The organism is Mesobacterium pallidum (assembly GCF_019966535.1).
Classification (GTDB): Bacteria; Pseudomonadota; Alphaproteobacteria; order Rhodobacterales; family Rhodobacteraceae; genus Mesobacterium; species Mesobacterium pallidum.
In genome coordinates this window covers 121,438-142,839 of record NZ_JAIMID010000002.1, presented here as the reverse complement: position 1 = coordinate 142,839, position 21,402 = coordinate 121,438, and the positions used below count along the sequence as shown (strand labels likewise).

At 66.3% G+C, this 21,402-nt stretch carries 18 protein-coding genes and 2 tRNA genes; 14 read left to right on the top strand and 6 right to left on the bottom strand.

From position 1 onward, the window contains the following. The first annotated feature begins 202 nt into the window (after positions 1-202). Both MF270_RS03445 and MF270_RS03440 read left to right on the top strand, forming a co-directional pair. On the top strand, positions 203-3,646 hold the full coding sequence (locus MF270_RS03445) for an Ig-like domain-containing protein (RefSeq protein ID WP_238364461.1): 3,444 nt from the start codon (positions 203-205) through the stop codon (positions 3,644-3,646). 332 nt (positions 3,647-3,978) lie between these two features. Then, a complete protein-coding gene (locus tag MF270_RS03440; RefSeq protein WP_238364460.1) occupies positions 3,979-4,620 on the top strand; it encodes a Hint domain-containing protein in 642 nt (213 codons plus the stop codon). 3 nt (positions 4,621-4,623) lie between these two features. Here MF270_RS03440 and mnmA read toward each other — a convergent pair whose 3' ends face one another. Next, positions 4,624-5,769: a tRNA 2-thiouridine(34) synthase MnmA gene (mnmA, locus tag MF270_RS03435; RefSeq protein WP_238364459.1), complete on the bottom strand. Its 1,146-nt coding sequence runs from the start codon at positions 5,767-5,769 to the stop codon at positions 4,624-4,626. 150 nt (positions 5,770-5,919) lie between these two features. Here mnmA and sciP point away from each other — a divergent pair, with 150 nt between their 5' ends. The 5 genes from sciP to MF270_RS28130 all read left to right on the top strand — a co-directional run bounded on the left by sciP (position 5,920) and on the right by MF270_RS28130 (position 11,654). Beyond that, entirely contained in the window at positions 5,920-6,198 is a 279-nt protein-coding gene (sciP, locus tag MF270_RS03430; protein ID WP_238364458.1) for a CtrA inhibitor SciP, read from the top strand. 93 nt (positions 6,199-6,291) lie between these two features. Next, on the top strand, positions 6,292-7,008 hold the full coding sequence (ctrA, locus tag MF270_RS03425; protein ID WP_238364457.1) for a response regulator transcription factor CtrA: 717 nt from the start codon (positions 6,292-6,294) through the stop codon (positions 7,006-7,008). 198 nt (positions 7,009-7,206) lie between these two features. Next, positions 7,207-9,324, top strand: coding sequence for an NAD-dependent DNA ligase LigA (gene ligA, locus MF270_RS03420; protein ID WP_238364456.1), 2,118 nt, complete (start codon positions 7,207-7,209; stop codon positions 9,322-9,324). Beyond that, complete coding sequence (recG, locus tag MF270_RS03415) at positions 9,321-11,411, top strand: ATP-dependent DNA helicase RecG (RefSeq protein WP_238364455.1); 2,091 nt, start codon at positions 9,321-9,323, stop codon at positions 11,409-11,411. Before ligA ends, recG begins: the two co-directional genes overlap by 4 nt. A 120-nt stretch (positions 11,412-11,531) precedes the next feature. Next, on the top strand, positions 11,532-11,654 hold the full coding sequence (locus tag MF270_RS28130; protein WP_272490669.1) for a hypothetical protein: 123 nt from the start codon (positions 11,532-11,534) through the stop codon (positions 11,652-11,654). Positions 11,655-11,845: 191 nt separating this feature from the next. Here MF270_RS28130 and MF270_RS03410 read toward each other — a convergent pair whose 3' ends face one another. Both MF270_RS03410 and MF270_RS03405 read right to left on the bottom strand, forming a co-directional pair. Next, complete coding sequence (locus MF270_RS03410) at positions 11,846-13,270, bottom strand: methyl-accepting chemotaxis protein (RefSeq protein ID WP_238364454.1); 1,425 nt, start codon at positions 13,268-13,270, stop codon at positions 11,846-11,848. Between the two features lie 78 nt (positions 13,271-13,348). After that, on the bottom strand, positions 13,349-13,801 hold the full coding sequence (locus MF270_RS03405; protein ID WP_238364453.1) for an iron-sulfur cluster assembly scaffold protein: 453 nt from the start codon (positions 13,799-13,801) through the stop codon (positions 13,349-13,351). A gap of 82 nt (positions 13,802-13,883) precedes the next feature. Between MF270_RS03405 and hisI the strand changes: the two genes are divergently transcribed. Beyond that, entirely contained in the window at positions 13,884-14,243 is a 360-nt protein-coding gene (gene hisI, locus MF270_RS03400; protein ID WP_238364452.1) for a phosphoribosyl-AMP cyclohydrolase, read from the top strand. Positions 14,244-14,332: 89 nt separating this feature from the next. Here the strand turns inward: hisI and MF270_RS03395 are convergent, their stop codons facing one another. Next, positions 14,333-14,614, bottom strand: coding sequence for a hypothetical protein (locus MF270_RS03395; protein ID WP_238364451.1), 282 nt, complete (start codon positions 14,612-14,614; stop codon positions 14,333-14,335). After that, positions 14,614-15,501, bottom strand: coding sequence for an SPFH domain-containing protein (locus MF270_RS03390; protein WP_238364450.1), 888 nt, complete (start codon positions 15,499-15,501; stop codon positions 14,614-14,616). Before MF270_RS03390 ends, MF270_RS03395 begins: the two co-directional genes overlap by 1 nt. A 93-nt stretch (positions 15,502-15,594) precedes the next feature. Here MF270_RS03390 and tgt point away from each other — a divergent pair, with 93 nt between their 5' ends. Together tgt and lon are read left to right on the top strand one after the other, a co-directional pair. Then, positions 15,595-16,725: a tRNA guanosine(34) transglycosylase Tgt gene (gene tgt / locus MF270_RS03385; RefSeq protein ID WP_238364449.1), complete on the top strand. Its 1,131-nt coding sequence runs from the start codon at positions 15,595-15,597 to the stop codon at positions 16,723-16,725. A gap of 270 nt (positions 16,726-16,995) precedes the next feature. After that, positions 16,996-19,401, top strand: coding sequence for an endopeptidase La (gene lon / locus MF270_RS03380; RefSeq protein ID WP_238364448.1), 2,406 nt, complete (start codon positions 16,996-16,998; stop codon positions 19,399-19,401). A gap of 103 nt (positions 19,402-19,504) precedes the next feature. On the opposite strand, the gene MF270_RS03375 is transcribed toward lon, so the two are convergent. After that, positions 19,505-19,690 (bottom strand): hypothetical protein, encoded by a 186-nt coding sequence (locus MF270_RS03375; protein ID WP_238364447.1) that lies wholly within the window; start codon positions 19,688-19,690, stop codon positions 19,505-19,507. A 420-nt stretch (positions 19,691-20,110) separates the two neighbouring features. Here MF270_RS03375 and MF270_RS03370 point away from each other — a divergent pair, with 420 nt between their 5' ends. The 4 genes from MF270_RS03370 to MF270_RS03355 all read left to right on the top strand — a co-directional run bounded on the left by MF270_RS03370 (position 20,111) and on the right by MF270_RS03355 (position 21,399). Then, positions 20,111-20,554 carry an HU family DNA-binding protein gene (locus MF270_RS03370; protein WP_238364446.1) on the top strand — a complete coding sequence of 148 codons (444 nt, stop codon included), beginning with the start codon at positions 20,111-20,113 and terminating at the stop codon, positions 20,552-20,554. A gap of 19 nt (positions 20,555-20,573) precedes the next feature. Continuing rightward, positions 20,574-20,648 (top strand) — tRNA-Val (locus MF270_RS03365). Positions 20,649-20,932: 284 nt separating this feature from the next. Beyond that, a tRNA-Val gene (locus MF270_RS03360) sits at positions 20,933-21,008 on the top strand. 175 nt (positions 21,009-21,183) lie between these two features. Then, positions 21,184-21,399, top strand: a complete 216-nt coding sequence (locus MF270_RS03355) for a hypothetical protein (protein WP_238364445.1) — start codon at positions 21,184-21,186, stop codon at positions 21,397-21,399. Positions 21,400-21,402 lie beyond the last annotated feature (3 nt).

The following is a 21,402-nucleotide window of genomic DNA, read 5'->3' as shown; positions in this document are numbered from 1 at the left end:
GAGAGGGCCTGGCGTTTCGCCGGATGCGTCCTTGCGCACAGCTGCCACGCGTTTCCGACAGGACATGCGCAGCTGTCACAGACCCTTGTTCCCGCGTTGGCATGGCCGAATGGAACGAAAAATCGGTGGTGCGCGTCGCACCGCCACCGCCGATGACGCGGTCCGGGTCTGTCCCGGGTGCAAGTGGAAAAGGGTCGTTGAGATGGCTGATCTTATTTTTAGCTGGGGCTTGTTTGGCAGCTACGGAACCGACATGGGCGCCGTGCAATCTGTCGATGCAGGCGGTGTCGAGGTCGAGGTCGGGTTCACCCCGCTGGATGCCTCCGCCCAGGCATTCACCTTCAATGCATTTGGCTACGTGGCCGATGGCGAGCCGTTCTCGCCCAACTCCTTCCTCAAGGTGTTCGGAGAGGGCGGCGATGCCGGTACCGTCACCGATACCTCGGCGACGGTCATCAATTTCTCGTCCGCCGACCCGCTGTACGGCGACGAGGTGCAGAACGTCACGTTCCGCGTGGAAGACGTGGACGCCGGCACCGGCGGTGACCTGGCCGAAAGCGCGGGCGAGACCTGGGAAGATTACCTGACCATCGTCGCCTACGACGCCGACGGCAACGAGGTCCCGGTGACCTTCACCCCCGGCGCGGACGTGGGCCTGACCGGCAACACGCTGGACGGCAACGTCACCACCGACTGGGAAGCGGCCAACTCCTCGACCCTGATCTCGATCGACGGCCCGGTGGCCCGGATCGAGTTCCAGTACGCCAACGGCGGCACGGGCGAGCAGGGCGCGCTGATCTCGGACCTGCATTTCTCGACCGTCGATGCGGATGTCAACGAGGCGCCCGATGCCGTCGACGACATGGCCGACGTGCCGATGGACAGCGTGGCGACCATCGCGGTGCTGGCCAACGACAGTGACCCGGACGGCGACCCGATCTCGGTGACCGAGGCGACCTCGACCGGGGGCGGCACCGTGACCGTCAATCCCGATGGCACGCTGGACTATACCCCGCCCGTCGGCTTCACCGGCACCGACACGATCAACTACACGATCACCGACCCGGACGGGCTGACCGACAGCGCCGTGGTCACGATCAACGTGTTCAACCCGAACAACGACCCCGAGGCCAACGACGACACCGCGACCACGCCCGAGGGCGAGACGGTCACGATCCCGGTGCTGGACAACGACACCGACCCGGATGGCGACCCGCTGACGGTGACGGATGCGGATTCGCCCAACGGCACCGTGACCATCAACCCCGATGGCACGATCGACTACACGCCCGACACCGGTTTCACCGGCGAGGACACGATCACCTACACTGTCGATGACGGCAACGGCGGCACCGACACCGCCCAGGTCGTTGTCACCGTGACCGACGGCAACGGCGATCCCGTCGCCTTCGACGACGCGGCCACCACGCCCGAGGACGAGACGGTCACGATCCCCGTTCTCGACAACGACACCGACCCGGATGGCGACCCGCTGACCGTGACCGACGTCAGCGACCCGGTCAACGGCACCGCGACGATCAACCCCGATGGCACGATCGATTACACGCCCGACACCGGCTTCACCGGAGAGGACACGATCACCTACACCGTCGATGACGGCAACGGCGGCACGGACATCGGCCGCGTGATCGTCACCGTGACCGCGGGCGAGAACGAGCCGCCGGTCGCGACCGACGACACCGACACCACCTACCCGATGACGCCGATCGTGGTCGACGTGCTGGGCAACGACACCGATCCGGACGGCGACCCGCTGACCGTGACCGCGGTCACCACCCCGGCCAACGGCACCGCGTCGATCCTGCCCGATGGCACCATCCTCTACACGCCGAACACCGGCTTCCTGGGGGATGACACCTTCGAATACACCGTCAGCGACGGCAATGGCGGCACCGACACCGCGTCGGTCACCGTCACCGTGTCCGAGACCGGCGGCGGCGACGAGGGCCGGATCGACACCGATATCTTCCCCGTCGATCCCTCGCTGCAGGCGCTCGACCCGTTCGACGGGCTGGACGAGGACCCGGATCCGCTGGACGACCTTGACGATGTCACCGGCACCGGCGGAGCGGACGTGATCGACACCGGCGACGATGCCGACACCATCGTGGGCGGCGACGGCGACGACACGATCCTGCCGGGCATCGACGACGACCTGGTGCAGGGCAACCTGGGCGACGATTACATCGTCGACGTGCAGGGCGCCGATACCATCGACGGCGGCGGCGGCAACGACACGATCATCGCGGGCTTCGACACCTTCTCGAACTACGCCGGCGACGATCCGTTCTTCCCGGTCCTGGGCTTCGACAGCGACCCCAACACCGACGATGGCCGCGACAGCGTCCAGGGCGGGCAGGGCGACGACCTGATCATGACCGGCGACGACGATGACACCATCGACGGCGGCCAGGGCAACGACACGGTCGACGCGGGGATCGACGACGACTTCATCACCGGCAACCAGGGCGACGACTCGCTGCTGGGCGGGCACGGGTCCGACACGATCGACGGCGGCCAGGACAACGACTACATCGACGGCTCGGCCCCGATCGCGCTCGAGATCGTGGACGGGTTCGACCCGGTCCCCGAGAACGACCGCGACAGCCTGATCGGCGGGCTTGGCGATGACACGATCATCGGCGGCGACGACGATGACACGCTGCTGGGCGGGTCGGGCAACGACATCCTTGACGGCGGCATCGACGAAGACAGCCTGGTCGGCGGGGGCGGTGACGACACCCTGATCGGCGGCGACGGCGCGGACACCATGTCGGGCGGCGACAACCGCGACTTCTTCGACGGGGCGTCGGTGGGCGACCAGATCGACGGTGGCGGCGGCCCGGCCGGTGTCCGTGACAGCGACGGCGAGCCCGAGGATTACGACACGCTCGACCTGTCGAACTCGGTTCCGACCGGCGGCTCGCTCAGCGTGACCTACACCTCAGCCGACCGCGAAGACGGCTTTGTCGAGTTCTTCGGCGACGACGGTGCGCTGCTGGGCCAGGCGGATTTCGTCGAGATCGAGAACATCATCATGCCCTGCTTCACGCCCGGCACGGTGATCGCGACCCCGATCGGCGAACGGTTGGTGGAAGAGCTGCGCGAAGGCGACCGGATCATCACCCGGGACAACGGCATCCAGGAGATCCGTTGGTACGGCCGCAAGAAGCTGACCGGCCACGAGCTGGCGCGCAATCCGCACCTGCGGCCGATCCTGGTCCAGGCCGGGTCGCTGGGCGAGAACCTGCCCGAGCATGACATGCTGGTCAGCCCCAACCACCGCATTCTCGTCAACAACGAGAAATCGGCGCTCTACTTCGAGGAACGCGAAGTGCTGGTCGCGGCCAAGCACCTGACCGGTCTCGAAGGGGTCGACGAGGTGGGCACGCTGGGTGTCGAATACGTCCACTTCATGTTCGACCAGCACGAGGTCGTGCTGTCGAACGGCGCCTGGACGGAAAGCTTCCAGCCCGGCCATTATACGCTGGACGGCATCGGCAACTCGCAGCGCTCGGAGATCCTCGAGCTGTTCCCCGAGCTGAAGACCCAGGAGGGCATCGAGGCCTATGCCGCCGCCCGCCGGTCGCTGAAGAAGCACGAGGCGAAACTGCTGATCAAGTAACGCCCCTTGCTGCGCATCCCGCAAGGGATGCGCACACCGCACCAGGTCTGGCCGTGGGGGCCAGGGCCTGCTGCGTCGCGCATGACGGAATATGCAGCCGTGCGCGTGGGGGGCAAAAGTCAGACATGCGCACGAAAACCGGCCGGGGGCAGCCAAGTCCCCGGCCGTCTTGCGATTTATCGGTCGAACGAAAAATTGATACTTTTCCGTGAGTTCCGGGAAGTTTCTCAGGTTTTGCCTTAATCTTGCCCGGATTGCGTGGTCATATTGGCCCGATCCGGGAGGACGCCCCGGGACGCCGTGTGGGAGCGTGTGCCTTGTCCAGTCCTGTCTTGACCGACCCGACCTCGTCCGGCCTTCCCAAGGCGCGCGACCTGGTGACGCCGTGTTTCACGGCCGGCACCCGGATCAAGACCATCCGCGGCGAGATGCCGGTCGAAAGCCTGGGCCCCGGTGACCTGGTGCTGACCCGCGACCGTGGCTACCAGCCGGTCCGCTGGTGCGGCCGGCGGCACCTGACCTCGTCCGAGTTGGCCTATGCCCCCGACCTGCGCCCGGTCCGCATCGCCGCCGGGGCGCTGGGCAACCAGCTGCCGTTGCGCGACATGCGGCTGTCGCCGCAGCACCGGATGATGATATCGAACGCCCGCACCCAGCTGTGGTTCGGCGAGGACGAGGTGCTGGCCGCCGCCACCCACCTGACGATCTTCGAAGGCATCACGCCCGACCCGGCGCCCGATGGCGTGACCTATTACCACTTCCTCTTCGACCAGCACGAGCTGATCGTGGCCGATGGCGCCTGGTCGGAAAGTTTCCAGCCCGGAGACCTGGCCCTTGGTGGCCTCGGCGTGCATCAGCGGCAGGAGATCCTCGCGATCTTCCCCGAGCTGGAAACCGAGGACGGGGAGAGCACCTACAAGACCGCCCGCGTGTCGCTGACGGCGACCGACGTCAAGATCCTCGCCGGTCGTTAGGGGTCAGTAGCCGCGCCAGATCCAGCCGCCGCCGTGGATGCGGCTGCTGGCCGGGTCGTAGAAGACGCAGGCCTGGCCCGGGCTGACGCCTTCCTCGGCGGTCAGCAGTTCGACCTCTGCCTCGGTCTCGGAAATCGGCCGCAGGATCGCCTCGCGCGGAGGACGGGTGGAGCGGACCTTGACCGACAGGTGCCATTCGGTTTGCGAGGTAAAGGGCGCATCCCCCAGCCAGTTGATCTCGCGCACCGGGATGATCCGGGTCGCCAGCATTTCCTTGGGGCCGACTACGACCTGTTTGGCGTCCACGTCCAGTTTCACGACATACAGCGGATCGCTGAGCCCGCCGATGCCCAGCCCCCGACGCTGGCCGATGGTGTAATGGATCACGCCCTCATGCGTGCCCAGCACCCGGCCATCCGCATGGACGATCTCGCCCGGCTCGGCCGCGCCGGGGCGCAGTTTCTCGATCACGCCGGCATAATTGCCGTCGGGCACGAAGCAGATGTCCTGGCTGTCGGGCTTTGCCGCGACGCTCAGCCCGTATTTCTCGGCCAGCGCGCGCGTCGCGTCCTTTGACGGCAGGTGGCCCAGCGGGAAGCGCAGGAACTCGAGCTGCTCGGGCGTGGTCGAGAACAGGAAATAGCTCTGGTCGCGGCGCGCATCGGCGGCGGAATGCAGCTCGGGGCCATTCACGCCCATCTTGCGCTGGATGTAATGCCCCGTCGCCATGCAATCGGCGTCGAGATCGCGCGCGGTTTCCAGCAGGTCCTTGAACTTGACCCGCTCGTTGCAGCGGATGCAGGGCACGGGGGTCGCGCCGCCCAGGTAGCTGTCGGCGAACTCCTCGATCACCGCCTCCTGGAAGATGTTCTCGTAGTCGAGCACATAGTGCGGAAAGCCCATCTCTTCGGCCACGCGGCGGGCGTCGTGGATGTCGATCCCGGCGCAGCAGGCGCCCTTCTTGGCCAGCGCCGCGCCGTGGTCATACAGCTGCAAGGTCACGCCCACCACGTCATAACCTTCCTCGGCCAGCTGCGCGGCGACCACCGAGGAATCGACGCCGCCCGACATGGCGACGACGACGCGCGTCTCGGAGGGCGGCTTGGGAAAGCCGAGGGAATTCAGCGCGGTGTCGCGGTCGAGTGCCATGGGTCAGCGGCCTTGTGATCTGGGGCGGTCAGGGCGGGAAAGCCCGGAGAATATAGGAAAATGCGATCTATCTACAAGGGGTGGCTTCATGTCCCGTTAAGCGCTCTCGCGCAGGATTGAAATCCGACGAGATCTACCTGGACAGCCGAGATGTTTCTGAAGAAAGTCGATGGCCCCCGCGCGGTCACTCTCCCCGATGGCAGCGTCATGAGCCGTGCCGATCTGCCTCCGCCGGACACGACCCGATGGGTGGCGTCCCGCAAGTCCGCCGTGGTCCGCGGCGTGGTCTACGGGCTTCTCACCCGCGACGAGGCGCTGGAACGTTATGACCTGAGCGAAGAGGAGTTTCGCTCATGGGTAGAGGCGGTGACCGAGCATGGGGAGGATGCGCTGAAAGCAACCGCGTTACAAAGGTATAGACAACTTTAAGGAGATCATCTAAAAATTAATTCGTGGTAATTGGTCATTAACCTTTGTTCGGCACCGTAGCTGCTAACCGGACTCAAGCGGAGAAAGTGCGATATGCGTGTGCTATTGGTCGAAGACGACCCTACGACTTCAAAGAGTATTGAACTCATGCTCACCCATGCCAACCTGAACGTCTATTCGACGGACCTTGGCGAAGAGGGCATCGACCTCGCGAAACTTTACGACTACGACCTGATCCTCCTGGACCTCAACCTGCCCGACATGAACGGTCACGAGGTGCTGCGCCAATTGCGTATGGCGCGGATCGAGACGCCGATCCTGATCCTGTCGGGGTCCGACGACACCGAGAACAAGATCAAGGGCTTCGGCTTTGGCGCCGACGACTACATGACCAAGCCCTTCCACCGCGAAGAGCTGGTCGCGCGCATCCATGCGATCATCCGCCGCTCCAAGGGCCATTCGCAGTCGATCATCCGGACGGGCACCATCTCGGTCAACCTCGACGCCAAGACGGTCGAGGTGGATGGCCAGCCGGTGCATCTGACCGGCAAGGAATACCAGATGCTGGAACTGCTGTCGCTGCGCAAGGGCACGACGCTGACCAAGGAAATGTTCCTCAACCACCTCTACGGCGGCATGGACGAACCCGAGCTCAAGATCATCGACGTCTTCATCTGCAAGCTTCGCAAGAAGCTGAGCGAGGCGACGGGCGGGGAGAACCACATCGAAACGGTGTGGGGCCGGGGCTACGTGCTGCGCGATCCCGAACCCAAGTCGCTCTCCAACCCGCGTCTCGCGCTCGGCGCCTGAAAGAACGGCCCTGCCCATCGGCAGGCCGCCTTCCCTGGCACCGCGTTTCCCCTTTGCGCGGTGCCGACCCCGGTGTCCTGCCCAGGGACATCGGGGTCTCTATTTCTGGCATGCCCCTTCTGGACGCAGGCGCCGCCGCGTCCTATCAGTTTCAACGCAACGGCGCGGATGCGCGCGGGTCAAGGAAACGGGGATGCCATGAGCCAGGAGACGCCGGTCGAACAGCTGACCGAGGCCGAGGCGCGCGAAGAACTTGCTCGCCTGGCGGACTTGCTGGCGGTGGCCAACCGCGCCTACCATGCCGAGGACGCGCCGCAAATCTCGGATGCCGAGTACGACGCGCTCAAGCGCCGCAATGCCGGGATCGAGGCGCGGTTTCCGTCGTTGAAGCGGTCCGACAGCCCGTCGGACATGGTCGGCGCGCCGGTTGCCGAGGGGTTCGGCAAGATCACCCACGCGGTGCGGATGCTGTCGCTCGACAACCTCTTCGAGGGCGAGGAGGTGACCGAGTTCGATGCCCGCATCCGTCGCTACCTCGGTCTCGGCGCGGATGACCCGCTGACCTATACCGCAGAGCCCAAGATCGACGGGCTGTCCCTGTCCCTGCGCTACGAAAACGGCGAGTTGGTCCACGCGGCCACCCGCGGCGACGGTGCGGTAGGCGAGAACGTGACCGAGAACGCGCGCACCATCGACGACATCCCCGTGACACTTGATGGCGCGCCGGAGGTGCTGGAAGTGCGCGGCGAGGTCTACATGAGCCACGCCGATTTCGAGGCGCTGAACACGCGCCAGGCCGAGCGCGGCGGCAAGACCTTTGCCAACCCCCGCAATGCCGCCGCCGGCTCGCTGCGCCAGCTCGACCCGTCGATCACCCGCGACCGGCCGCTGCGCTTTTTCGCCTACGCCTGGGGCGCGCTGTCGGAGCCCCTGTCCGAGACGCAGATGGGTGCGATCAAGCGGCTGGACTCGCTGGGTTTCCAGACCAACCCGCTGACCGTGACCTGTGACGGCCCGGCCGAGCTGCTGGCCCATTACCACGCCATCGAAGAACAGCGCGCCACGCTCGGCTACGACATCGACGGGGTGGTCTACAAGGTCGACGACCTCGGGCTGCAACGGCGGCTTGGCTTCCGCTCGACTACGCCGCGCTGGGCCACCGCGCACAAGTTCCCGGCCGAGCTTGCCTGGACCTGGCTCGAGGCGATCGACATCCAGGTCGGCCGCACCGGCGCGCTCAGCCCCGTGGCGCGGTTGCAGCCCGTGACCGTCGGCGGCGTCGTGGTGTCGAACGCCACCCTGCACAACGAGGATTACATCGACGGGCGCGACAGCAAAGGCGAGGTGATCCGCGACGGCAAGGACATCCGCGTCGGCGACTGGGTTCAGGTCTACCGTGCCGGCGACGTGATCCCGAAAATCGCCGACGTGGACCTGTCGAAACGCCCCGAAGCCGCGCAGCCCTTCGCCTTTCCCACCACCTGCCCGGAATGCGGATCAGAGGCGATCCGCGAGGAAGGTGACGCGGTCCGCCGCTGTTCGGGTGGGCTGATCTGCCCCGCGCAGGCCATTGAAAAGCTGAAGCATTTCGTCTCGCGCGGGGCCTTCGACATCGAGGGGCTGGGCGCGAAGCAGGTCGAACAATTCTACCGCGACGGCTGGATCAAGGAGCCCGCCGACATCTTCACGCTGCGCGACCACTACGGGTCTGGCCTGCAACAGCTCAAGAACCGCGAGGGCTGGGGCGAGAAATCCGCGTCGAACCTTTTCGACGCCATTGACGAGCGGCGCCGCATCCCGCTGGCCAAGCTGATCTTTGCCCTTGGCATCCGCCATGTCGGTGAAAGCGCCAGCGGGCTGCTGGCGCGGCATTACGGCAGTTGGGCCGCCTTCGAGGCCGCGATGGGCGCCGCCGAACCGCTCGAAGGCGAGGCCTGGGACGACCTGCTCAGCATCGACGGCGTGGGCGAGGTCATGGCGCGCAGCGTCGTGACCGCCTTCGCGCAGGAGGCCGAGCGCGCCTCGATCGACCGGCTGGCCGCGATGCTCGATGTCGAAGAGGCCGCGCGCCCCGAGGCCGACTCGCCCGTTGCCGGCAAGACGGTGGTCTTCACCGGCACGCTCGAGAAAATGACCCGGTCCGAGGCCAAGGCGCGGGCGGAATCGCTGGGCGCCAAGGTCTCGGGTAGCGTCAGCGCCAAGACCGACCTGCTGGTCGCGGGGCCAGGCGCGGGCTCCAAGGCCAAGAAGGCGGCCGAGCTCGGGATCGAGACCATCGACGAGGACGCCTGGCTGGCGCTGATCGGCGACGCATGAGCGGTCGGCCCGAGGTCCTGTTTCCGCTCTTCGCGGAGCTGACGACGCTGGACGGTGTCGGGCCCAAGATCGCCAAGGTGTTGGAGAACATGCATGTTCTTCGGCCCCGCGACCTGCTGTACACCCTGCCGCACGGGGTGATCGACCGCCGGCGGCGCGACACGATCGACGGGGCCGAGCTGCCTGCGACGCTCACCGTCGAGGTCGAGATCGGCACGCATCGCCCGGCCTCGGGGCGCGGGCGGGCCTACCGGATCGACGTGCGCGACAGCAAGTTGGCGTTCCAGCTGGTGTTCTTCCATGCCCGGGGCGATTACCTGAAACGCCAGCTGCCCGAGGGCGCGCGGCGGCTCGTGTCCGGCAAGGTCGAGTATTTCGACGGCATTCCGCAGATGGTCCATCCCGACCACATCCTTGCCCTTGATGAAGAGGGCGAGCTGCCGGAGTTCGAGCCGGTCTACCCGCTGACCGCCGGCATCACGCGCAAGACCATGCACAAGGCGGTGGTCTCGGCGCTGGCCCGGGCCGTGGACCTGCCCGAATGGATCGACCCGTTGCAGCATGCCAAGGAGGGCTGGCCCAGCTGGCACGTGGCGTTGGTTCAGGCCCATGCGCCGCGCAGCGCGGCCGACCTTGCACCGACGGCCCCGGCGCGGGCGCGGCTGGCCTATGACGAATTCCTGGCGCATCAACTGACCCTTGCGCTGGCCCGAGAAACGCTGCGCAAGGCCAAGGGGCGGGAAACCCATGGTACGGGAGATTTGCAGCGCAAGGTTCTGGAATCGCTCGGTTTCGCGCCAACCGGCGCCCAGGTGCGGGCCGTGCAGGAGATCGCGGCCGACATGGGGCGCGGGCACCGCATGAACCGCCTGTTGCAGGGCGACGTGGGGGCCGGCAAGACGCTGGTCGCCTTCCTCGCGCTGCTGATCGCGGTCGAGGCGGGCGGGCAGGGCGTCATGATGGCCCCGACCGAGATCCTGGCGCGGCAGCATCTTGAAGGCTTGCAGCCGATGGCCGCCAGCGCCGGCGTGCGGGTCGAGATCCTGACCGGGCGCGACAAGGGGGCCGAGCGGCGGGCCAAGCTGGCCGCGCTGGCGTCGGGCGAGATCCAGGTGCTGGTCGGCACACACGCCGTGTTCCAGAAGGACGTGGTCTTCCACGACCTGCGGCTGGCGGTGGTCGATGAACAGCACCGGTTCGGCGTGCGGCAACGGCTGGAACTTGGCCGCAAGGGGCAGGCGCCGGACGTGCTGGTGATGACCGCGACGCCGATCCCGCGCAGCCTGGCGCTGGCGCAATACGGCGACATGGACGTCTCGGTGCTTGACGAAAAGCCGCCGGGGCGCAAGCCGATCAAGACCGCGCTGGTGTCGACCGGTCGGATGGAGGAGGTCGTGGGTCACCTGCGCCGCGCCATCGCCGAGGGGCGCCAGGCCTACTGGGTCTGCCCGCTGGTCGACGAATCCGAGAACACTGACCTTGCCGCGGCCGAGGACCGGTTCCGCCACCTGCGCGCCGCCTTGGGCGAAGGCCATGTCGGGCTGGTGCACGGCCAGATGCCGCCCGCCGACAAGGATGCCGCCATGGCCGATTTCCAGGCCGGGCGGACCCAGGTGCTGGTCGCGACCACGGTGATCGAGGTCGGCGTCAACGTGCCCAACGCCACGATCATGGTGATCGAGCGGGCCGAGATCTTCGGCCTCGCGCAGCTGCACCAGTTGCGCGGACGGGTGGGGCGGGGCGACCAGGACTCGACCTGCCTGCTGATGTACCAGGCGCCGCTGTCCGAGGGCGGCGAAAAGCGCCTCACCACCCTGCGCGACACCGAGGACGGGTTCCGCATCTCCGAGGTCGACCTCGAGATGCGCGGGGCGGGCGACCTGATCGGCACCGCGCAATCCGGCCTGCCACGGTTCCGGATCGCCGACATGGAATCGCAGGCTGGCCTCATGGCCGTCGCCCAAAGCGATGCCCGCAAGCTGTTGAACGACGATCCCGCGTTGGAAACGGACCGCGGAAAGGCTGCGCGCCTGCTGCTTTGGCTGACCGGGCAGGACGAGGCGATCCGTTTGATTTCAGTGGGTTAGTCCCTCTCCGTTCTTCTCAAAACCTCATTTGTTCTCAAATGTTCGCAAAAAGTTCTTTACAGATCGTTAAGGATGTGAGAACAAATAAGCAACGAAACGGAGAGAACAGGAGACGGAAAGATGATCACACGCTTCACCCGGCTGATGGCCCGCCAGGACATGCACCTTATCGAGGATGCGCTTGGTGTCGCCGCTCTGGGCGTCCTTCTGGTCGCCGCCCTGCATATCCCCGTTTTCGCCTGACCTGCCTGCGTGTCCCGTGACGGGCGCCGGCGCATCTCTGTCCCAACCGGTGCGCGCCGCTGTCACTGCCTGATCAGCCTTCCGGGGTGGTTCTGCCTCTTCCGCCCCCATCCGGCCCCGATCACGGGATCGCTGTTTCCTTCCGCCGCCCCGGCATCCCCCGGGTGCGGCGGTTTTTTCTTGTGCGCGGGTCAGAAACTGTAGGCCAGCCGCACGCCGCCCCAGTGGCGATCCCGCACCCAGATCGGTGCCGACAGGTCCTTCATCATCCGGAACGCGCCGCCGCCCATGTCGCGGCGATAGACCTGCATGAGGAAGGGCGCCTTGGACCGCCCGGCCTTGAGCCCCACGCGGTCGTCAAAGATGCGCCGGTTGCGGCAATGGGCGGTGTTCCAGACCTCGTCCTCGCCCGGCGGATGCGAGAATTTCAGGTTGTGGGTCGGCAGGTAGCCGTTCACATCCACGCAGGCGCAGAACACCACGCGGTCGTCAAAGCGCAGGATCGGTTCCTGCACCTTTGGCAGCACCGAGTCCGCGAAATCGAGATAGGCGGTGCGGAACTGGCGCGGCCGCACGCCCGGGATCTCGCGGTAACGGGTGTCGAAAAGATCGCGTTCGCTCAGGCGCCGCGCCTCCAGCGCCTCTTCGAACAGGGCGCCGACGCGCGCGGCCACGGCCTGCACACAGTCGATGAAGGGCTGGTCGTCGGAGGCGCCGCCAAGCGCCACGCTGTCCTGCACCATCGTTTCCGATGAATCGATCAACTCCTGCACGCGGGCTGTCATATCGCGGATCTGCAGCCCGGTCTCGCGCGCCTGCTCGCCGATCTCGTCCAGCGGGTTGCGCAGGGCGCCGGCGGCCTCCTCGACCTCGGCGCCGAGGCGTTGGATCGACAGTGCCTTGACGTGCGATTCGTCCACCTGCGCCTCGATCTCGTGCAGCGCCCCGTCGATCCGGCCGGCCTGTTCCAGCACGGCCCCGGCATCGCCCGCCGCGTTCTCGGCCCCGTTGCGCAGACCCTCGACCCAGCCGGTCAGTGACCGCACGTTGGCATTGATCGTCTCGGCCGCGTGGGCGGTGCTTTGCGACAACTCGTTGATCGCATTGGCGACGACGGAAAAGCCGCGCCCCGCCTCGCCGGCGCGGATCGCCTCGATCTTGGCATTGACCGCGAGCACCTGGACCTGGATGGCGATCTCGGCGATCTGGTTGTTGTTGACCTTCACCGCCTCGACCAGCTGCGACACCGCATCGGTGTTGGCGTGCAGGTCGGTGACCCAGGCGGCCACCGCGCTCGACCGCTGACCCGACTCGCGCACCATGGTCAGCGACCGGCGCATGGACTCGCGGGTCTGCTCGGTCGCATGGGTCACATCGGCGATGGCGCCGCGCACCCCGGCATTGGCGCCGGCGATGCGGTCGGCCGCGGTCTGCAGGATTGAGATGACGTCGGTTTGCCGCGCGGCCCGCGCGTTGATGCTGTCGAAAAGCCCGGCGATCTCGACGATCTCGTAGCCGAGGGACGAGGCCGTCGCTGCCAGCCGGTTCATCAGGCCCGAGCCATCATCGTCCGGTACGGAGGCCGGCACGTCGAACTCCATCTCAGGCTTCATCATGTCCCTTTCCTGCGCGAACCGGACAGCAGGCTAGGACAAGGAGGTTACCGGTCGATTAAGCGCAATCCGCTCACGCGCTTATGCGCAGTCGGCCCGCGCGGCCTCGTCCATCGCCTCGAGCGCGGCATCCAGCGTCAGCATGATCGAGGCATGGCGGTTCTTGTAATCCCGCGCCGGGCGCAGCACTTCGAGCCCGTCGAAGGGGGCAGGGGGCGTGGGCCCGTCCTTCTTGAGCATCTCTTTCAGCCCATCCCGCGCCGCCGCGACCTCGTCCCGGCTGGCGCCGATGATGGCGCCGCCGACCACGCTGGCGGCAGCCTGGCCCAGCGCACAGGCCTTCACGTCCTGCGCATAGTCGGCCACCTTGCCGTCCTTCAGCGTGAGGTCCACGGTCACGGTCGACCCGCAGAGCGGCGAGCGTTTCTTGACGCTGGCCCCGGGCGCATCCAGCCGGCCCAGGTGCGGGATATCCGCGGCCAGGGCGAGGATCTTCGAGGAGTAGAGCTTGATCAGGTCGCTATCGGCAGCCATGGCAGGTCCTTGGGGCATTTCCTTCAGGTGATCTCTGCCATACATAGGCGCGCAGCCGCGACATGCAAAAGGGTTTTCACCGATGACGTTCGATCCTGCGACCTTGGTCTACAACGACGCCGGCCTCATCCCCTGCATCGCCCAGGCCGAGGGCACCGGCGAGGTGCTGATGATGGCCTGGATGACCGCCGAGGCGGTGACCCGCACGCTGGACACCGGCCGTGTCACCTATTGGTCGCGCTCGCGGCAAAGCTTCTGGATCAAGGGCGAAACCTCGGGTCATGTGCAGGAGCTGGTCGACCTGCGGGTCGATTGCGACCGCGACTGCCTGCTCGCCGTGGTCCGCCAGGCCGGCCCCGCCTGCCACACCAACCGCCGCTCCTGCTTCTACACCGCGCTCCGCGACGGCGAGGAAATCGAACTCATGGCCCCCATGACCTGACCCCACTCTTCATTGTTTCAAAAATACCTCGGGGGAAGGGCGCCTTGGCGCCCTGGGGGCTGGCCCCCATCTTCGGCCAGCCACGCGGATCAATCGTTGATATCGTGGCGAATGATCTTCTTCTCGCTGCCGGGCGCGGCAAAGACCCGCCGCAGCACCAGCCAGCTGACCAGCGCCACCGCCGCCACCAGCACCAGCGTCATGGGCAGGCCCGTCACCGGCCCGGCCAGGAGGAACAGCAGCGCCACCGCCGCCGCGCCGATGGCAAAGCCGAGGAAGACAAATCCCGGCGCCACCAGCACCTCGAGGATCAGCAGCACCAGCGCCAGCGATCCCCAAAGCCACCATAGCCCATGATGCAAGCCCCCCATCAGCCGCGTCCCTTCAGCAGGCCGAATGCATTCTGGAAGGCCGAGATCGCGTCGGCCGGCAGGATCACCGTCTGGTTGCCCTCGCCCTTGCCCAGCGAATTGAGCGCCTCGACCTGCTTCAGCGCCACCTGGTATTGCGCCGCCTCGAGCCCGTTGTCGGCGATGGCTTTGGCCACGACCTCGGTCGCATAGGCCTCGGCATCGGCCTGGATGCGGCGGGCCTTGGCGATCTGCTCGGCGGCATAAAGTTCCGCATCGGCGGCCAGTTCCACCGCGCGTTTCTTGCCCTCGGCCTCGGTCACCTGGGCGCGCCGCGCCCGTTCGGCGTTCAGCTGCTGCAGCATCGCCGACCGCGTCGCCTGGTCGAGGTTGACGTCCAGCAGTTCCGCCCGCGTCACCTCGATCCCCCAGTCATCGACCACGGCAAAGAGCTGGTCCTTGATGGTCGCCGTCAGCGTCCCGCGGTTCGACTGCACCTGGTCCAGCTCCATCTTGCCAATCTCCGACCGGACGATGCCCGCTACGGTGGTCGAGATCGCCGCGTCGATGTCGCGGATCCGGTAGACGGTCTTTTCCGGCTCGATGATGCGGTAGAACACGCTGGTGTCGACCTGCACCAGCACGTTGTCGAGCGTGATGGCATCCTGGCTCATGGTCGGCAGCTGGCGTTCAAGGATCGAGATCCGGTGCGCCACCCGGTCGAGGAAGGGAACGATGATGTTGATGCCCGGCCCCAGCACCGCGTGCAGACGGCCAAAGCGTTCGACCACGTATTTGTCGGCCTGCGGCACGATCCGCACGCCGGTGAGCACCACCACGATCAACAGCAATGCCAGCAGGATCAGCCAGATATTCCCGGCCAGCAGGTCAAGCACCATCTCTTCCATAATCAATCCTTCAAATCGGGGTCCGCCTCCTATATCGGGGGGCGTCACGATCTTTTCAATTCGGGACCTTGCCCCTGGGGCAGGGCGGCGCAGATGAGCAACAGGTTCGCATTCACCCTGAACGCCGCGGACGGGGCGGCCCGGACGGGCGTGATCACGACCCCGCGCGGGCAGATCCGCACGCCGGCCTTCATGCCGGTGGGCACGGCGGCGACGGTCAAGGCAATGCTGCCCGAAAGCGTGGCCGCGACGGGGGCCGACATCCTGCTGGGCAACACCTACCACCTGATGCTGCGCCCCACGGCCGAGCGGGTGGCGCGGCTGGGCGGGCTGCACAGGTTCATGAACTGGGACAAGCCGATCCTGACCGACTCGGGCGGCTTCCAGGTCATGAGCCTGGCCGAGTTGCGCAAGCTGACCGAGGAGGGCGTGACCTTCCGCAGTCATATCGACGGCTCGAAACACGAACTGACCCCCGAACGGTCGATGGAGATCCAGAAGCTGCTGGGGTCCGACATCGTCATGGCCTTCGACGAATGCCCCGCGCTGCCCGCGACGGACGAGGACGTGGCCAGGTCCATGCGCCTGTCGATGCGCTGGGCGCAGCGGTCGCGCGATGCCTTCGGCGACCGGCCGGGTTATGCGCTCTTCGGCATCCAGCAGGGCGGTGTCACCGAGGAGCTGCGCGGGGAAAGCGCCGAGGCGCTGAAGGCCATCGGCTTTGACGGCTACGCCATCGGCGGCCTCGCCGTGGGCGAGGGGCAGGAGGCGATGTTCGGCGTGCTCGACTATGCGCCCGCCATGCTGCCGGTGGACAAGCCGCGCTACCTGATGGGGGTGGGCAAGCCCGACGACATCGTCGGCGCGGTCAAGCGCGGCGTGGACATGATGGATTGCGTGCTGCCCTCGCGTTCGGGCCGCACCGGGCAGGCCTGGACCCGGCGGGGCCAGGTCAACATCAAGAACGCCCGCCATGCCGACGATCCGCGCCCCCTGGACGAGGCGTGCGCCTGCCCGGCCTGCACCGGCTATTCCCGCGCCTACCTGCACCATGTCTTCCGCGCGGGCGAGATGATCTCGGGCATGCTGCTGACCTGGCACAACCTGCATTACTTCCAGGAGATCATGCAGGGCATGCGCGACGCCATCGCCGCCGGCACTTTCGCGGAATGGGAGGCCGCGTTCCACGCCGAGCGCGCCAAGGGCGACATCGCCCCGCTCTGATCGGGGGGGGCGCCATGCGTCCGGCCCGCGAGACCGGGGCCTTCGCGGCGCGTCGCGCGCGAAGGATGATCTCCCGGTCCGCGACGGGCCTGCGAATTGCTTTAATCTGTGGCTATCGCCTTGTGCCCCGCTCGCGGAGCCGTCATTCTGATCCTTGCATGACAAGCTTGAAACGTCGGGGGGCGACCCCCACGTTCACTAAGCTGACAGGAGACGGTCAAAGCTGCCGGATACGGGGCGGGACCGTCTTGCCGAGAACAAGGAAACGATATGCAAGAGCCCCTCAACGCCTCTTACCCGGTCCTCCCGCTGCGCGACATCGTGGTGTTCCCCCACATGATCGTCCCGCTCTTCGTTGGCCGTGAAAAATCGGTCAAGGCCCTGGAAGAGGTGATGGCCGACGACAAGCAGATCCTTCTGGCCAGCCAGATGGACCCGTCGGATGACGATCCCGAACCCAAGGGCATCTATAAGGCCGGCGTGCTGGCCAATGTGCTGCAATTGCTCAAGCTTCCCGATGGCACCGTGAAGGTGCTGGTCGAGGGTCAGGCCCGCGTGCGCATCGTCGAATACCTCGAGAACGAGGACTTCTTTGAAGCCCGCGCCGAGTACCTGACCGAGATGCCGGGCGATTCCGCCTCGCTCACCGCGCTGGTGCGCACGGTGGCCGAAGAGTTCGAACGCTACGCCAAGGTCAAGAAGAACATCCCCGAAGAGGCGCTGTCCTCGGTCGCGGAAACGACCGAGCCGGCCAAGCTGGCCGACCTCGTCGGCGGGCATCTCGGCATCGAGGTGCAGGAAAAGCAGGAACTGCTCGAGACCCTGTCGATCAGCGACCGGCTGGAAAAGGTCTATGGCCATATGCAGGGCGAAATGTCCGTCCTCCAGGTCGAGAAAAAGATCAAGACCCGCGTGAAATCGCAGATGGAGCGCACCCAGCGCGAATACTACCTGAATGAGCAAATGAAGGCCATTCAGAAGGAGCTGGGCGACGGCGAGGACGGCGCGAACGAGATCGCCGAACTGGAAGGCCGGATCGCCGAGGCCAAGCTGTCGAAAGAGGCTCGCGAAAAAGCCGATGCCGAGGTCAAGAAGCTCAAGTCGATGAGCCCGATGAGCGCCGAGGCGACCGTCGTGCGCAATTACCTCGACTGGATGCTGTCGATCCCGTGGGGCGTGAAGTCGCGCGTGAAGAAGAACCTGAACAACGCTCAGGAGGTTCTGGACAACGACCATTACGGTCTCGAGAAGGTCAAGGAACGCATCGTCGAATACCTGGCCGTGCAGCAGCGCTCGGCCAAGCTGAAGGGGCCGATCCTGTGCCTCGTCGGCCCTCCGGGCGTGGGTAAGACCTCGCTGGGCAAGTCGGTCGCCAAGGCCACGGGGCGCGAGTTCATCCGCATCAGCCTCGGCGGCGTGCGCGACGAATCCGAGATCCGCGGCCACCGTCGGACCTATATCGGCTCGATGCCCGGCAAGATCATCCAGTCGCTGAAAAAGGCCAAGACCACGAACCCGCTCATCCTGCTCGACGAGATCGACAAGATGGGGCAGGACTTCCGTGGCGACCCGGCCTCGGCCATGCTCGAGGTGCTCGATCCCGAACAGAACGGCACCTTCGTGGACCATTACCTCGAGGTCGAATATGACCTTTCCAACGTGATGTTCCTGACCACGGCGAACTCCTACAACATGCCCGGGCCGCTGCTGGACCGGATGGAGATCATCAGCCTGGCCGGCTACACCGAGGACGAGAAGCTCGAGATCGCCAAGCGGCACCTGCTGCCCAAGCAGATCAAGAACCACGGGTTGCGCAAGGGCGAGTTCGCGGTCACCGACGAGGCGATGATGGAGATGATCCGCCGCTACACCCGCGAGGCCGGCGTGCGGAACCTGGAACGCGAGCTGGGCAAGCTGGCGCGGAAAGCGATCACCAAGATCGTCAAGAAGGAGGTCGAAACCGTCACCGTCACGGCCGACAACCTCGACGATTTCCTGGGGGTCAAGAAATTCCGCTACGGCCTGGCCGAGCAGGAGGACCAGGTGGGCGTTGTCACCGGGCTGGCCTATACCAGCGTCGGCGGGGACCTTCTGCACATCGAGGCGCTCAAGCTGCCCGGCAAGGGTCGGATGAAGACCACCGGCAAGCTCGGCGACGTGATGAAGGAATCGATCGACGCGGCGTCCAGCTACGTGCGGTCCATCGCGCCGCAGATCGGGGTCAAGCCGCCCAAGTTCGACAAGATGGACATCCACGTCCACGTGCCGGACGGCGCCACGCCCAAGGATGGCCCCTCGGCGGGTCTCGCCATGGTGACGGCCATCGTGTCGGTGCTGACCGGCATCCCGGTGCGCCGTGACATCGCCATGACCGGCGAGGTGACGCTGCGGGGCAATGCCTCCGCCATCGGCGGGCTCAAGGAAAAACTGCTGGCGGCGCTGCGCGGCGGGGTCAAGACGGTTCTCATTCCGCAAGAGAATGAAAAGGACCTGCCCGAGATCCCCGACAACGTGAAGGAGGGGCTCGAGATCATCCCCGTCACCCACGTCTCCGAAGTGCTCAAGCTGGCGCTGGTGCGCGCGCCCGAGCCGGTGGAGTGGGACGAGGCGGCCGAAGAGGCTGCCGCTGCCGCGGCGCTCTCCAAGGATGGCGGGGCAGGGGCCACGGCCCACTGATCCCCCGGGCCTTTGGGCCTGCACAAGAACAAGGCCCGTCGGAGCAATCCGGCGGGCCTTTTTGCGGCGTCAGGGTCGGGCGGCCTGGCAGGGCCGCGCCGGATCAGTTCGACACGGCCGCGGCCAGGATCGAGAAGGCGAGGATCGCCACGATGGCCGCCGCGCTCGAGGAGGAGGCGGCGCCCGCCTCGATGACCACCGGGTCCATGCGCGGTGCTTCCGGGTTGCCGGCCATGGCGGTGCCCGCCAGCGATGCGGCCAGCAAAAGGCCCAATGCGAGTTTTTTCATGTAATCTTCCCCCGAAGGTGTCGTTTCAACACCCCAAGTGTCCGATATCGCGGACACAAGGTCAATGCGCCGGCGCGGTTTCCGGCCCGGCAACGAATTGTTCGCAAAAGGGAAACCTCTGCGGGTTGATCGGCCCGGCGTGGTTTCCCGCCCGCTTGCCCCGGGCGGGCATCAAGCCATCGGATATCTTGCGGATATCATTGAGTTTCCCGCTACATCTGGGTAGATTCCAGCCGGGCTTTTGCCTAAACTCGGAACAGATGATCGGCGGCGACTCGTCTGGCGGGCCAAGCGAAGGCGACAGAAGTTGCCCGGGGCCGGTCTGACCCCGCCATCGGAACGGCAAGGGGCCCGGACCCTGCGCGTGCAATTCGGCCGCGCTGCTCCGGACACCGACAGGGACAGACAGGTAGATCACAGATGGCGACCACGACTCGCAAGACCACCCCCCGCAGCTCGACCACCCGGGCCAGTACGGCGCGCCGCAGCAAGCCCGCGCCCACCCCGGCAGAGGCGCCCGAGATCGCCCAGGAGGCCGCCCCGCTTCCGGCCGCCGACGCGCCCGAGCAGGGCGAGGTGCCCGAGCTGCGCCGCGGAGAGCTGATCGACCGCGTGGTCGAACAGACCGGCATCCGCAAGAAATTCGCCAAGCCCGTGGTCGAGGAAGTGCTCGCCATCCTGGGCGAGGAACTGGCGGCGGGCCGCCGCATGAACCTCCAGCCGCTGGGCCGGATCAAGGTCTCGCGGCAGGACGAGCTCGAGAACGGCCGCCTCATCGTGGCCCGCATCCGCCAGGCCCTGCGCGCGGCCGACGAAGAAGATGCCACCGACGGCGAAGACCCTCTTGCAGACGCCGCCGAGTGAGTCTATATCGCCCGCCACAGGGTGATTAGCTCAGTGGTAGAGCGCTTCGTTCACATCGAAGATGTCAGGAGTTCAAATCTCTTATCACCCACCAGATAGCGAAGACGCGGTCCTGAACGGGCCGCGTCTTTTGCGTTGGGGGCCAGCCCCGCGCTGCACCTGACGTACGCGCCGATCCCTCTTCATCTTGCCGATAAACTCCGGGGAGTTTGAGGGGCAGCGCCCCTCATGCCGGCCGATCGCCTGGCGCAGCGGCGCGCCGGCCTTCGGCGAGAGTATTTTGGGAAAAGTGAAAGCAGGGGGGGGCGCGCCCCGGCCAGGATCGCGCCACCAAAGGTCTTGCCATGCCCGCCCGTGCCGGGTAAATCCGCCGTCACCGGGTCGTTAGCTCAGTTGGTAGAGCGCTTCGTTTACACCGAAGATGTCGGGAGTTCGAGCCTCTCACGACCCACCATTCCCCCCTCTGACCCTGCCAGAATGCCTTGAGTCGAATCCTCATCAATTCGTTCTCATTGCGCCATCATTTCGCCCAGCTTCTCGGGGATTGTTTCCTGAATATCGGACAATCCCGTGGCAGCGGGACGCATTCAACACCCCTGCGACTTGGCAGCAGACAGAGGGATTAACCCATGAAACGCACTCTCCTGACCGCCGGCATCCTGCTGGCAACCTCCACCGCCCCGGCGCTGGCCTATATCGACCCGATCACCGGCTCGATCGTGCTGCAGGCGCTGATCGGCGGCTTCGCGGCGGCCATGGTGGCGATCCGCGGTGTGCGGGACCGGGTGCTGGGCCTCTTCGGCCTGAACAAGGCGCAGACCGCAGACGACCAGGCCGAGAGCTGATCC